The sequence below is a fragment of the uncultured Helicobacter sp. genome (assembly GCF_910577135.1).
In the GTDB taxonomy this organism is placed as follows: domain Bacteria; phylum Campylobacterota; class Campylobacteria; order Campylobacterales; family Helicobacteraceae; genus Helicobacter_C; species Helicobacter_C mastomyrinus.
This window is the reverse complement of record NZ_CAJTLL010000010.1, coordinates 20568-33702: the sequence shown is the minus strand read 5'-3', so window position 1 is coordinate 33702 and position 13135 is coordinate 20568. Positions and strand designations below refer to the sequence as shown.

The window sequence follows — 13135 nt, the reverse complement described above, 5'->3', positions numbered from 1 at the left end:
ACATATATTGATTGTGCCATAAAAAAATATGCAAGGAGTAAATATACTAGGGGGTCTTAAGCTGATAAATCTCGCCCTAAATCACATATTGGCCATAGCGTTGCAACCTTGATATGTAAATGTTTCCATATTCTATAAATATGAGAACGGCAAGAGGAGCTGCCCTTACAGGATTACTTTAAGGTTTGCTCTCACAAATAAGAGAACTCTTATAATAGAGTTTTATTCTCCAAAAGCTCCATAACTCACAAGTTTTTGATAACGTCTATTAAGATAATTGCCATCTTGTGAGATGTCTTCAAGGGCTTTAAGAAAATAAGATTCTATAGCTTTAGCAGCATTTTGTTTGTCTCTATGAGCCCCAATAAGCGGTTCATCAATTACATCATCAATTAACCCACATTTTTTTAGCTCATCGGGAGTAATTTTAAGCGCTTTAGTTGCGGATTCTATTTTTGATGGGTCATTCCATAATATTGCCGCACAGCCCTCCGGAGAGATAACACTAAATACAGAATATTGCATCATAGCGAGTCTATCTGCTACAGCAATGGCCAAAGCTCCACCGCTGCCGCCCTCACCAATTACAACGGCAATGGTAGGTGTTTTGAGTTTAGCAAATTCTTGCAAATTCTTAGCAATAGCCTCACTTTGCCCTCTCTCTTCTGCACCTAATCCCGGATAAGCACCTTGAGTATCCACAAGCATAAGGATAGGTATATGAAATTTTTCGGCAAGCTTTGCAGCGCGCAATGCTTTGCGATAGCCTTCAGGACTTGGCATACCAAAGTTCCGTGCAAGCTTATTTTTCGTGCCTCTACCTTTTTCTTCGCCAATAACCATAGCTGTTTGCCCACCTATCTTGCCAAGAAAACATACTATCGCCTTATCATCTTTAAAATGCCTATCACCATTGATTTCATAGGCATCTTTGCAAATAAGTTCGATATAGTCCATAGCATATGGACGGTCAGGGTGGCGTGCGAGCTGTAATCTTTGATAATCGCTTATATTGGCATAGACATTAGCTACTTCTTTTTCAAGTTCTTTTTCAAGGATGTGTTTTGCATCATCATCACCACGCATAAGGGCAGATTCTATATCATCTTGAAGGTTTCTAATCTTTTGCTCAAAATCAAGATAGGTAGCCATTCTTTACCTTAAGATTAGATTCTACTAAATACAACAACGCCATTTGTGCCACCAAAGCCAAATGAATTGCTCATTACAACATCAATTTTTGCTTCACGTGCAGTATTAGGGATATAATCAAGATCGCATTCAGGATCTGGGGTTTCTTGATTAATCGTTGGTGGAAGTATGCCCTCACACATTGCCATAATAGAAACAACTGCTTCAATCGTGCCAGCAGCACCCAAACAATGCCCAATTTGCCCCTTGGTAGAGCTTACAGGTGGAACAGAATCTTTTCCACCAAAGGCAGCCTTTAATGCCATTGTTTCATACAAATCATTGTATGCTGTGCTTGTGCCGTGCGCATTAACATAATTTACAGGTTTATTTGCCATTTTAAGGGCGGCTTTCATTGCACGTAACGCACCTTCTCCCTGTGGGGCAGGTGTTGTGATATGATTAGCATCACCACTTTCGCCAAAGCCTATGAGCTCTGCATAAATTTTCGCGCCACGCTTTTTAGCACTTTCATATTCTTCAAGTACTAATGCTCCAGCACCTTCACCCATTACAAAACCATCTCGCTCTTTATCAAATGGGCGTGAAGCTTTGAGTGGCTCATCATTTCTATCACTAAGTGCTTTCATCGCTGCAAATCCACCAATACCAACAGGACAAATAGCAGATTCTGAACCAACAACAAGCATAGCGTCTGCCCCATTAAGCATAATCGTTTTTGCGGCTTCGCTAATAGCGTGAGTACCTGCTGTACACGCTGTAACACTCGCTAGATTTGGACCTTTGAGAGCATATTCAATAGAAATAAAGCCTCCAAGCATATTAACAAGAGCAGAAGGAATAAAAAAGGGATTGATACGTCTAGGACCCCTTTGCTCACAAGCAATAGAGTTCTTTTCAATATTACCAAGCCCACCAATCCCTGCAGCAGAGCTTATACCAAATCTCTCACTAAGAGCAGCATTGACAATATCTCCCTCTAATAATCCACTCTCATTCATAGCTTCTTTTGCTGCTTTTAATCCAAGCTGTATGAAACGATCAGCCTTTTTAACTTCGCGTGGATCAAGCACTTCCTCTGGATTAAAATCGATGATTTCGCCAGCAATTTTTACAGGAAAATTTTCCACATCAAAACAAGAAATACGTTTAATGCCACATTTTCCATCGATAATAGCCTTGAAAGATTCTTTCTTATTCAAACCCAATGCGTTAATCATTCCCAAACCGGTTACTACCACTCGACGCATTTATTATTCCTTTGTGATTTATAGAGGTGAAGTTAAGAACCCCGAGTTTTTATTTAACGGGTTCTTGATTAAAGTGTTATTTTGTTGCTCTTTCGATATAAGTGACAACATCATTCACTGTTTTAATTTTTTCCGCATCTTCATCGGGAATTTCAATAGAGAATTTTTCTTCCAACGCCATAACAAGCTCTACCACATCAAGAGAATCTGCATTCAAATCTTCAATAAAACGAGATTCTGGTTTTACTTCATTAGCATCAACGTTTAATTGCCCTACAACTACTGCCTTTACGCTTTCAAATGTATCCATTGTGTTCTCCTTGATTTAGACTTAAAAGCTCCCATTATAACAAAAATTTGTTAAATGGCAAGATTCTCTACATATACAATCCGCCATTTACCTTAAGCACTTCACCTGTGATATAGTTTGAAGCATTTGAGAGTAAAAACGCCACTGCTTCAGCCACATCATTTGCCTCACCAAAACGTCCAAGCGGAATGTTTTTCATATAGCTTTCTACGACTTCAGGCTTTAGCTCATCTGTCATATCGCTTTTTATGAATCCAGGCGTAACGCAATTAAAGCGGATATTGCGCGGTGCGCCCTCATAAGCAAAAGATTTGCTCATCGCAATCATACCACCCTTGCTCGCAGCATAGTTTGTCTGCCCCATATTACCACGTTCGCCGATAATAGAGGCGATATTAACCACACTCCCAAATCGCTGCTTACTCATAATCTTGAGGGCTTCCCTACAACCAATAAAGCAGGATTTGAGATTAGCATTAATCACTTCTTCAAAATCCTCTACGCTCATACGCAAAGCAAGTTTATCATTAGTAATCCCTGCATTATTAACCAAATAGCCCAAAGCCCCATCACTCTCTACAATCGCCTTCAATGCAGTGATAAATTCCTCCTCAATACTCGCATCAAACCTAATCACCGCCGCCTTGCCACCATTAGATTCTATCTCTTTTTTAAGCTCATCTGCTAATTCTGGCTTTGAGCGGTAGTTTATCCACACCTTTAGCCCATAACTTGCCAATGTTTTAGCAATCTGCGCCCCGATGCCCTTACTCGCACCGGTAATAAGCACATTATTTCCTTGAAATGTCATTACATACTCCTTATATTTTTAGATTCTATACCCTTAAACTCATTTTACATTTGCCAAATCCTGTAAAAATAAGCCTAGCAAATAGAGAATCTATAGTTTTATATCTTTAATACAAAGGTTAGAAGTATATCAACGAGTGGCTTAAATTTGCAAGTGTGGATTCATATTCTACATCTGCAAAGCAGGGTGTATTTAGAAATCGCGCGAAATGATAGATTAAAGAATCTATGTCTTAGAAAATGAGTTTGCAAGTGTGAATAAGCACGTTATGCGTATGATGAATAAAACAATGTCTTAGTCACAAGTTAATAGCTTTAGACGTTTTGTAGAGCTTTGCCCTGCAAAACAAGACTTTGTGCTGATCATATCACAATAGCAAAGGAATATATAGCTTTTAGAATATAATCACTATCTATACTAAATCTCACGCTATCTATGCTGCTATCTTACACTTTCCACGATGGGAGTATTAAAGAGAATGCAAAACTCCTGCAGTGTGGTAGAAATCTGCTCATCATAAGAGTCCAAAACACCATTATTCAAACAAGCATTAATAAAAAATACAAATAATGCGCCCAAAGTAGAAATAAAATGCCCTTATGATAGTAGTCATACCCCGCCTTGCAATGAAATTTATAATGAAACGTAGCACATTAATCAAAAAAAAAAAAAAAGATATTCAAGGCTAAGGCTTAAAATATGCTGCAAAATGTGGCATAAAATCAAAGCAAAAATGGCTTGTAAAAGTATAATCCTGCCCTTTGAAGTGAAATTGGAGATTATGAGCATTCAAGCAAAGATAGGGCGCACCAAAGTATTGTGTATATTGCGGGAGTTCATTGTTTTGCAAATATTCCCTGCTATGTGCTTCATTGGCACCATAGAGTGGGTCTCCCAAGATTCTATGTCCTATAAAGGCGCAATGCACGCGGATTTGATGTGTCCTACCGGTGAGGGCTAAGGCAGACACGAGGCTAGAATCTGTGGGATTGTGGTAAGCTATGGGACGCAAGAGTGTGCGACTTTTTTTGCCATTTTCGCACACAATGCTTTTGATACATAAATCCCCGCCTTTATGCCTTTGTGTGCTAAGTGGCTCATCTATAAGGATTTCTTTTTCTACTTTGCCCTTTACAATGGCATAGTAGCTTTTTATAACCGCACCTTTTTGCATAAGGACCTTTAGCGCCCTCTCACTTTGTGGGTTAATCGTGCAGAGCAATAAGCCGCTTGTCTCTTTATCAAGGCGATGAAGGGCTTTAGCGTGAGTGCCAAAGCGCGATTTGAGGGCATCATTGAGCGAATAGTGATAGAATCTCCCCTTGGGGTGGGTGAGGAGATTGTGCGGTTTGTCATACACGCAAAAATCCGCATTATAAAAAAGCGGCTCTAAGGGCATATCTTGAGGGATAAATTCATTAAGCTCTACATCGCCGCAAATGATTTCATTTTTTCTAATGATATGCCCATTTTGCGTGAGATACGCCTTGTCTATGGCTCTTTGAGCTTCTTTAATGCTATATCTCCTATGCCGCATAAGGAATAAAAATGCAGCTATGGGTTCTTCGATCTTATAACAGCGCGTAACAAAAGGCATATACGTCCTTTTAAAAGCTATATTATGACAGATAAAACAAAACCATCATCTTTATTTAATGCTTTTTTAATAAACATTGCTTGGTTGCAATTTTAAAGTTTCTTTAATCTATGTATGCCTTGAGCAAAAAGCTTAAATGCGCAAGGTTAAGTTAGCACTAAAGCATAAATACAAAACTAATTTGAATATACGCCCCTCTTCCTCTTATATATCCGTTTGTTGAATTTCCTCTCACACTTACAACGCTTTTAAAGGTTTTTGTGGGTATGCACTTCGTGCAATCTAACTTTATGCGAGTTAATGTTATACTTTACCTGCAAGCGAGTAAAGCCAGATCATAATTTATCATTTTTTCTACTCAAGACTATCTTAATATCAAAAGCTTATTTTGGGATACAAAGTTTGGCTTGGCTTGTTTCTACAAGTATTTCCGCCATCTTATCCATAAAGAATCCGTGCTTTGCCTTATGCTCTAATGCCATAAAAATATCCATTATCTTGCTTTTTTCCGCCTCAAATGCAATCTCAAAACGCGCAAAAGATGTATAAAAAGATGTGCCAACCTTAGCATTAATCACGAGTTTATGTCTATCACTAATGACCTCAAGCATTTTTAAATCATCATTAATTTTACGATAGTTAATCACCAGCGGAATACCCACAACCTCCCTTGAAGAGACAAGTTTAATAGTGTGTGTATATTCATATTTTTCAAGTACTTCATCGGAGAGGGCATCTAATATTTTCATTTTGATATTATAAAAATCTTCCATTGATTTATCGCTGTGCTTAGGAGCTTTCGATCGCCATTCTCGATATTCTTCTCGATAGCGCAAATCATTATTTCTAGGTATAGGGCGAGTGTCTCTATGACCTGTTCTCTCATCTTCAATTTTTTTAAAAAGCTCAAATTCTTCTTGTGTAAGAATCTTTTTACCTATTTCAATCATACGAAGCTTGTTATCCATCTCCGTTACCACCACCATTTTCCCTCCTTGATGGGCTCCTTGCAGCTCCCATACCTGAGATATATTATTATAGCAAACGCTTGGATATTTAAGATAAATGCCGCCTTTTATTTAAAAAATAATACTTTATTTAACCATAAAAAAAATTGAAAAAATGGTTAATCAACTCACCCTTATTTATTTTTGTTTCCATAATGCAATGTTATGCTCATCGTATAAATTTTGTTTGGCTTTTTTAAATCTTTACTGATCCCTTGCAATGTCTTCACCGCTGCATTGTCAATCTCCGCATACCCGCTGCTTGAAATCACTTGTATATCAAAGACAACCCCCGACATATCAATCTTAAAAGCAAGCTTCACTTCACCTTTTTTATACCCTTTTAGTCTCTGCGTAAGAGCATAATGCTTAGCTATAACTTCATATACGTGCTTCATATATGCGTCCATTTCACCCGCACTACTTGCCTGTGAAGCAATACTTTGCTGCGATTGAGCGCTTTGCTCCTGCCGTGTTAAAATACTTTCCTCTATAATGTCCCCCTCCTGCGTCCTTATCTGCTCTGGCTTTGCTATGCTTTTGTTATCAATCCGCTTATGCTGCTTTTGAGGCTTTTGCTTAGGGGGTAGGGCTTGGGCTGCTTTGGGGGAATCTTGCCCTGTGGTCGTAAAATGCGATAAAGAAAGATGGGTAATAGATGCCTCACTTGCTGGTATCACCCTATGAGTATTCCAAAAATAACCTATCAATCCTACCACATACACCGCACCTGCAAGACAAAAAGCAAATATAGTGGAAAATTGCTCTTTTCTCTCCAGCGCTTTTTTACTCATCACTTCTTTGCACAAAAATACACTCCACCATTAGGCAAAACCACGCTTTGTGTGTCTATACCATAAAGCTGCTTGATATGAGATTCACAAAGTGTCTCTTTAGGTGTGCCATAATGCAGTAATCTCCCATCTTTTGTCATTGCTATTTTATGCGCGATGAAGCACTGCTCAGGGTGGTGAGAAGTAATGATAATACTTTTATCTGTGAGTTGAGATAGAATCTCCAAAAGTCTAAAAGAATGCGAAATATCTAGCGCACTCACAGGCTCATCAAGCACGATAATGGGCGTATCTTGGGCTAAGGAGCGCGCTATTAGCACGAGCTGCTTTTGCCCACCGGAGAGCCTAGAGTATGTCTGCACAGATAAATGCGCTATACCAAGCATTTCTAAAGATTCTATTGCCTTTTGCTTATCGCCGCTATGATACATCAAAGCACTATGGCTAAAGCGCCCCATAAGCACGACTTCAAGCACATTATAAGGGAAGTTAATATGATGGCTTTGTGGCACATAGCTTACAATCCTTGCCCTCTCTTTAATACTAAGTTTATCCGCGCATTCGCCATTTAAAGCCATACCCCCACTATAAGCCAAATGCCCCAAAATCGCCTTAAGCAAAGTGCTTTTGCCACTGCCATTTGCACCTAAAATTGCACAAATCTCCCCCTTATTCACTGCCAAACTCACATCGCATAAAATCTGCTTTTTGCCAATACTCACGTTTATATGTGAGAGCTTTAATGCCTCATTCATTGAGCGCTCGTTTGTTGATATAAATCGTTATTACAAAAATAGGGATTCCCACCATCGCCGTGATGATGCCCAATGGAATCTCTGTGGCTAAGGCACTTCTAGCAAATGTATCACAAATAAGCAAAAACAACGCCCCAAATAACGCACAAAAAGGCAGCATAAAGCGGTGATTCGCCCCCATAATAAAACGCGCAATATGCGGAATGACTAAGCCTACCCAGCCTATTACTCCAGCCAATGCCACGCTGCAGCTTGCAAGCAAAGTCGCTATGCAAATACATATTATACGCATAAACCTTACATTCACGCCCAAACTCTGCGCGCTCTGCTCATCGAGATTGAGTATATCAATAGAGCGGGAGAGAATCACGCTAAAAGCCATACTTAGCGCAAAGACAGCACAGGCAATATACAGAGGGAAATCCGCCTTTGCATTACTCAAGCTCCCCATCAACCAAAACACAATGCTAGGCAGAGTGTTATAAGGGTCGGCGAGGATTTTTAAGATATACATTCCCGCACCAAAAAACGCCGAGACAATCATACCTCCAAGTATCAACATTAATATGCTCCTACCATTATCAAACACCCAGCTTAAAGCAAGGGCTAGGAGCATAGCCACAATACCAAAGACAAAGCACAACGCCTCTATGCCAAAGATATTCAAGCCCAAGAGTATCCCAAGCCCCGCGCCAAAACTCGCGCCATTAAGCACCCCTAAAATCGTAGGTGAAACGAGAGGATTCCCTACTATGCCTTGATACAAGCCCCCGCTTAACGCCAGAGAACCACCCACAACGATAGCGGCTAATACATGCGGGATTCTTATCTCAAATATCACAAAATGCGACAAGGCGTTTTCCTCGCTCATATCTGTGCCCACAAAGGCAAGAATAGAGGCAAAATCAATATGAAAATTCCCCAAAGTAACCACATAGAATCCGCACGCACAAAGTAAAATACCAAGTAAGATAATCAACCCTATTTTGCGCTTATTTGACATCATATTATCACTTAGGAATAAAGGTAATGCCTATCTCGCGGCTATGCGTATAGCTAATCTCACCATTTACTTCATTTTCACACACATATTGGGTAATGAGCCTCTCATCAGGTGTACCATCGTGGATACGAATATGCCATTTAATATCCTCTATCGCCTTAAGACTAGGAGATTTATAGACAAAATCTGCCTTTTTGTATAGAAACTGCGGCTCTTTATAGCCCTCCTCTTTGAGCCATTGCAGCACATTAGGCAGCCCCACAGGAAGCAAAAGCCCTAAATGATGCAAATGCAGAATCTTATCTAAAAACGCACATTTACGCTCTCTCCCCCAGCCCACATAGCACAAGCCCTCTTTGCCAAGATTCAAAGCCTTTAAAAAAGCTGCTTTATTATTAAGTGCGGGAGTCATAGAGGCAAAGCCTAAGTCAATTTCATCGCTTAATGTGCTTATATCATATTCTAACCAAGCGCTATGGAGTGTTTGAATATTATACAGCTGATGAGATTTCGCGTCTCTCTCTAAATGACTTAGCATTTGTGAGGAAATATCACTCGCATAAATCTTTTTTGCCATAAAAGCAAGTTGCAAGGCGAATCGTCCATTCCCACAGCCTATATCAAAAATCACCTTGTTTGCAAACTCCACTCCCTGTGATAGAAAAAAATCTAAAATCTCTAAAGTATCCTGTGTATCTTTGATAAATCGCGGGAAGCTCTGTGCCTTTTTGTCCCAATTCTCCGCTTGTGTTTGCATATCTTTCCTTTTATCTTTTTGCCCTACTCTCTCAAGCCTTGAATCCGCTCATACTCCTCATCACTCAAATCCCGCAAAAATGTATGAAAGAAATATTGCGCCCTTTCTTTGACTTCTTTTTGACTTATAAGCGTAGGCTGCACTTTCTCAAAAGCCCATAAAAAGCCTAGAGATTGCATTACACTAGGAGGGCGCATAAGCCAATTTGATGGTGTGGAGGGAGCGTAGTAGATTCTATGATTTTTAAACGCGCTAAGATTCTTCCACTGCAATGGGGCATTACTCATTAGCTCCCTATAAAAGGGCAATTCCCGCACGAATATCACCTCTGGATTTATACTCGCTAGAATCTCAAAGTTAATACTTGATTGCATAGAGGGATTATCTAGCATAGAGCAATCAAGGGCATTCTCACCGCCAATATAATAGGCTAAATCCTTCTGCCCCACACTCGCGCATTGGCTTTTTAGCCCATCAAAGCCCTGTGCGAAATACACCTTTGGACGCTCTGTAATGGCATTTTGCAAAGATTCAAGCCTCTTTCCTTGCTCCTCTACAAATGCAAGGAGCATATCCGCCTTTTCGCTCACCCTCTTATCAGCGGCAAATGCCTCCTTATAAGCCTTAATAGCTAAAGGTATGTCCTCAAAATGATAGCCCGGGACGATAAATGTCTTGATACCTACCTTTTGGTAAGGCTCTAGCATATCTTCACTACTCCCCTCGCTGAAAAACACCACATCAGGCTTTAAAGCCACAAGGCTTTCAAACGATACGCTTCTATTCCCCATATGTCCCAAAACGGGCAAAGTAGAGATATTTGGCGGCATAAAGGCTATATCCTCCTCGTATGGCTTGTAGTTTAGCCCAACCATACCTTGAGGATTGAGGATTTCTAACAGCACACTCAAAGGGGGATTCATACCAAATGCCCTAATGACTTGCTCTTGGGCTGATTGTGTAGATTCTATAGAATCTACCGCCTGTGGCTGCCCTGCTGCTTTTGCTCCCTCATCGCTTTTGTCTCCACAGGCGATAAGAATTAATGCTATTAAAACAATATATAATGCTCTCATACACACTCCTCTTATTGATTTCCTTGGCTATTGCGATGTAATCGCAATAGCCACCACTTACATATTCTCTCGTCATTACGAGGCTTTACAAGTTAAAGCCGTGGCATTCGCACGAAGTGCAAACCTCTTAAAGCGTCGTAGGGGGTGAAGGGTATATCCCTGAACGATATATAAGGGGGAGCGAGGCATATATTGCCGAGCCGACTTCGCATTTGTGTGAAACACTAATCCACACTTGCACATTTAAGCCCCTCCCCCTTATAAAAAGAAAAAAATAAGAAAATTAAATCTTTAAAAACTCATCGTTTTTATATTCCCTAAGATTCCCTCCCGCGCCATTAGCTTAAAATATTCTTAAAATTTATATTCCACACCTGCTAAGATTCTACGTCCGGGTTGATAGTAACCACTGCCATAGTAGTAATTTCTATCCAGCAAATTATACGCTCCTACTGAAAATTGCAAGGCTTCAATAGGGCAATAATTAAGCTTCACATCAAGCAAGAAAATATCGTTATTTTGCGCATAACCTGTTGGGTTTCTAGTGCTACCCAAAAGATACCACTGCTTACTTTGGAAAGTCGCTAAACCTATCAAATCAAGTTGCTTGAGAGGAGCAATAAGCAATGAGGCATTAGCGATATGGTTAGGATAGTCTAAGATTCTACTTCCATCGACACCATAGCTAGTCGCTTTTTTCTCTGTATAGGTATAGTTTGCACTAAAGACAATCTTTTCATCTAGGAATCCTTGCTTGAGGCTTACCTCTGCCCCATAGGCATAGCCCTCTTTAGCGTTAATAAGCTTTGAACATTGGCTTCCATTCAAGCAACTATTGGTAGGGTCACTTACAGAAATAAGCATATCGTTTATATCATTATAAAATGCCGCAATGCTAAAATGGGTGCTTTCATAGTCAAACTTCGCTCCCAATTCATAATTTATTGCAGATTCAGGAGAAATGTCAGGGCTAGGAGTGCGATTACCCCAAGTAGTCGAGTATCTATCTTTTAATGTAGGAAACTTAGATTTTTTACCTACATTGACATAAATTGTGCTCCAATCCGTAGGCGAGAGATAGACAATCCCTTGCAATGTCCAGCCCTGCAAATGCTTAATGCTTGTTAAATCCTTATTATTTGTGCTACTCCCTTTAAGGAAGTCGTTCCTATCATAGCTTCCATTGAGTGCAAAGCGCAATATATCATTGATGCTTTGTGCATATTCTGCAAAAATAGAGGTAGAGAGGTCGCTAATCTTGTTATTATCATTTGTACCTGTTGCACCCGGGAGTGGTTTATCAGTGTGATTGATGTTATCATTTTTTAGATTCACACCTATTTTGAGATTCTTATTTTCATCAAAATCTATATTAAGGGTCTCGATGATGCCCAACGCATAATCATCATAAATAGAAATACCCATAGCATTTGAATTGCCAATATTTTCATAATTTGCTTGTAAAGAACCAAGCATTTCAAGCTCATTATAGAATCCTATCATAATAAATTCTGCTATTAAGGCTTAGCATATCATTAAACCTTGAATTGCCCAGAATATAGGCAGTAATCTTATCATAATGAGGCCATTTCCAAAAGTTCCCTCCTGTGTTGGCATTAAACATACCGCCCTTATCGCCTTTTTGATAAATAAGATTCAAAGAATATTCGTGATTTTCATTTGGTTCAAATCCTGCCTTAACTCGCAATGTGTGGTTTGTGTAATAGGAATTAAGCTTTTCGGCCTTAGGCTGATAGGCTGTGGGCGTGAATTTTGAAGAGAGATTATACGAATCTCGTCCATCATAGGCATAGCCAAGCTGGAAATAGTATTTCCCCATATTTGTGCCTACTTGTGCAAATGCACGATCTTCATTATTGCTTACAGAGGTATAACCCGCATTAAGCTCTAGGGCGTCTTTTGGCTTAGAAGTAACGATATTAACTGCCCCACCTAGCGTATTCATACCATAAATAGGGCTTGTATAGCCCTTAGACACATTGATTTCAGCTATCCCAAAGGTGCTAAACTGCGCCCAATCCGTCTGTCTATCATATATGCTATGCACGGGGATTCCATCGATGAATAGCCCGATGTGTGTCGTGCTGTATCCTCTAATGCCTATGCTTGGCTCACCTCTCTGCCCTGTAGCTGGCTGGAAAAACACACCGGGCATATAGCGCAGTGCTTCGGCGACATTTTGTGAGCTTGTATTGGCAATATCTTGTGCAGTAATATTTGTCAAGGTGCTATTAGTATCCATAGGCTTATGTTCGCCCTTTGCCATAACCTCTATCCGCCCAAGGTCATATACCTCTTCGGTGAATCCTACCCCAAGGAGCAATGAAGCCAATGCCCCCCCCCTAAACATTTGTGCCAAATTTTTGTTTCCATATATGCCTCCCGTTGTATAAAATTTTATGCGACGATATATTATAAATTCTGTTCTTAAGTTTTAATAAATAATGAGAGAAAGAGCGTATTTTGATACCTTAAGGCAATATCGCGCATTCAAATTAAAATAACAAGATTACACAATCTGTGTGGGCTACTATCGAAATCGCATAATAATGTTTATCCTAGAGAATCCACTTTAAAACTCACTCTACAAATGTGAATTAGC

The 13135-nt window shown here is 39.8% G+C and carries 13 protein-coding genes; all 13 read right to left on the bottom strand.

Going from position 1 to position 13135, the window contains the following annotated elements:
- Positions 1–222: 222 nt before the first annotated feature.
- Complete coding sequence (accA, locus tag QZ289_RS06580) at positions 223–1152, bottom strand: acetyl-CoA carboxylase carboxyl transferase subunit alpha (RefSeq protein ID WP_295700702.1); 930 nt, start codon at positions 1150–1152, stop codon at positions 223–225.
- Positions 1153–1166: 14 nt separating this feature from the next.
- Complete coding sequence (locus QZ289_RS06575) at positions 1167–2402, bottom strand: beta-ketoacyl-ACP synthase II (RefSeq protein ID WP_295700699.1); 1236 nt, start codon at positions 2400–2402, stop codon at positions 1167–1169.
- 76 nt (positions 2403–2478) lie between these two features.
- Positions 2479–2712: an acyl carrier protein gene (gene acpP / locus QZ289_RS06570; protein WP_295700696.1), complete on the bottom strand. Its 234-nt coding sequence runs from the start codon at positions 2710–2712 to the stop codon at positions 2479–2481.
- Between the two features lie 67 nt (positions 2713–2779).
- On the bottom strand, positions 2780–3523 hold the full coding sequence (fabG, locus tag QZ289_RS06565; protein ID WP_295700693.1) for a 3-oxoacyl-ACP reductase FabG: 744 nt from the start codon (positions 3521–3523) through the stop codon (positions 2780–2782).
- A 685-nt stretch (positions 3524–4208) separates the two neighbouring features.
- Positions 4209–5120: an RNA pseudouridine synthase gene (locus tag QZ289_RS06560; protein WP_295700690.1), complete on the bottom strand. Its 912-nt coding sequence runs from the start codon at positions 5118–5120 to the stop codon at positions 4209–4211.
- Positions 5121–5503: 383 nt separating this feature from the next.
- Positions 5504–6106 carry a hypothetical protein gene (locus QZ289_RS06555; RefSeq protein ID WP_295700687.1) on the bottom strand — a complete coding sequence of 201 codons (603 nt, stop codon included), beginning with the start codon at positions 6104–6106 and terminating at the stop codon, positions 5504–5506.
- Positions 6107–6261: 155 nt separating this feature from the next.
- The gene (locus QZ289_RS06550; protein ID WP_295700684.1) at positions 6262–6921 is read right to left on the bottom strand and encodes an energy transducer TonB; all 660 of its coding nucleotides are present in this window, start codon (positions 6919–6921) and stop codon (positions 6262–6264) included.
- Complete coding sequence (locus QZ289_RS06545) at positions 6921–7676, bottom strand: ABC transporter ATP-binding protein (RefSeq protein WP_295700681.1); 756 nt, start codon at positions 7674–7676, stop codon at positions 6921–6923. The genes QZ289_RS06550 and QZ289_RS06545 overlap by 1 nt, the downstream gene beginning before the upstream one ends.
- A complete protein-coding gene (locus tag QZ289_RS06540; protein ID WP_295700679.1) occupies positions 7669–8679 on the bottom strand; it encodes an iron ABC transporter permease in 1011 nt (336 codons plus the stop codon). Before QZ289_RS06540 ends, QZ289_RS06545 begins: the two co-directional genes overlap by 8 nt.
- A 7-nt stretch (positions 8680–8686) precedes the next feature.
- Positions 8687–9436, bottom strand: a complete 750-nt coding sequence (locus QZ289_RS06535; RefSeq protein WP_295700675.1) for a class I SAM-dependent methyltransferase — start codon at positions 9434–9436, stop codon at positions 8687–8689.
- Between the two features lie 23 nt (positions 9437–9459).
- On the bottom strand, positions 9460–10512 hold the full coding sequence (locus QZ289_RS06530) for an ABC transporter substrate-binding protein (protein ID WP_295700673.1): 1053 nt from the start codon (positions 10510–10512) through the stop codon (positions 9460–9462).
- A gap of 354 nt (positions 10513–10866) precedes the next feature.
- On the bottom strand, positions 10867–12015 hold the full coding sequence (locus tag QZ289_RS06525) for a TonB-dependent receptor (protein ID WP_295700670.1): 1149 nt from the start codon (positions 12013–12015) through the stop codon (positions 10867–10869).
- On the bottom strand, positions 11999–12883 hold the full coding sequence (locus QZ289_RS06520; RefSeq protein WP_295700830.1) for a TonB-dependent receptor: 885 nt from the start codon (positions 12881–12883) through the stop codon (positions 11999–12001). Before QZ289_RS06520 ends, QZ289_RS06525 begins: the two co-directional genes overlap by 17 nt.
- Positions 12884–13135 lie beyond the last annotated feature (252 nt).

What these genes read in the sequence shown, in the direction of transcription:
- accA (WP_295700702.1), bottom strand. Translation starts at nt 1,152, where the DNA reads ATGGCTACCTATCTTGATTTTGAGCAAAAGATTAGAAACCTTCAAGAT.
- QZ289_RS06575 (WP_295700699.1), bottom strand. Translation starts at nt 2,402, where the DNA reads ATGCGTCGAGTGGTAGTAACCGGTTTGGGAATGATTAACGCATTGGGT.
- acpP (WP_295700696.1), bottom strand. Translation starts at nt 2,712, where the DNA reads ATGGATACATTTGAAAGCGTAAAGGCAGTAGTTGTAGGGCAATTAAAC.
- fabG (WP_295700693.1), bottom strand. Translation starts at nt 3,523, where the DNA reads ATGACATTTCAAGGAAATAATGTGCTTATTACCGGTGCGAGTAAGGGC.
- QZ289_RS06560 (WP_295700690.1), bottom strand. Translation starts at nt 5,120, where the DNA reads ATGCCTTTTGTTACGCGCTGTTATAAGATCGAAGAACCCATAGCTGCA.
- QZ289_RS06555 (WP_295700687.1), bottom strand. Translation starts at nt 6,106, where the DNA reads ATGGTGGTGGTAACGGAGATGGATAACAAGCTTCGTATGATTGAAATA.
- QZ289_RS06550 (WP_295700684.1), bottom strand. Translation starts at nt 6,921, where the DNA reads ATGAGTAAAAAAGCGCTGGAGAGAAAAGAGCAATTTTCCACTATATTT.
- QZ289_RS06545 (WP_295700681.1), bottom strand. Translation starts at nt 7,676, where the DNA reads ATGAATGAGGCATTAAAGCTCTCACATATAAACGTGAGTATTGGCAAA.
- QZ289_RS06540 (WP_295700679.1), bottom strand. Translation starts at nt 8,679, where the DNA reads ATGTCAAATAAGCGCAAAATAGGGTTGATTATCTTACTTGGTATTTTA.
- QZ289_RS06535 (WP_295700675.1), bottom strand. Translation starts at nt 9,436, where the DNA reads ATGCAAACACAAGCGGAGAATTGGGACAAAAAGGCACAGAGCTTCCCG.
- QZ289_RS06530 (WP_295700673.1), bottom strand. Translation starts at nt 10,512, where the DNA reads ATGAGAGCATTATATATTGTTTTAATAGCATTAATTCTTATCGCCTGT.
- QZ289_RS06525 (WP_295700670.1), bottom strand. Translation starts at nt 12,015, where the DNA reads ATGATAGGATTCTATAATGAGCTTGAAATGCTTGGTTCTTTACAAGCA.
- QZ289_RS06520 (WP_295700830.1), bottom strand. Translation starts at nt 12,883, where the DNA reads ATGTTTAGGGGGGGGGCATTGGCTTCATTGCTCCTTGGGGTAGGATTC.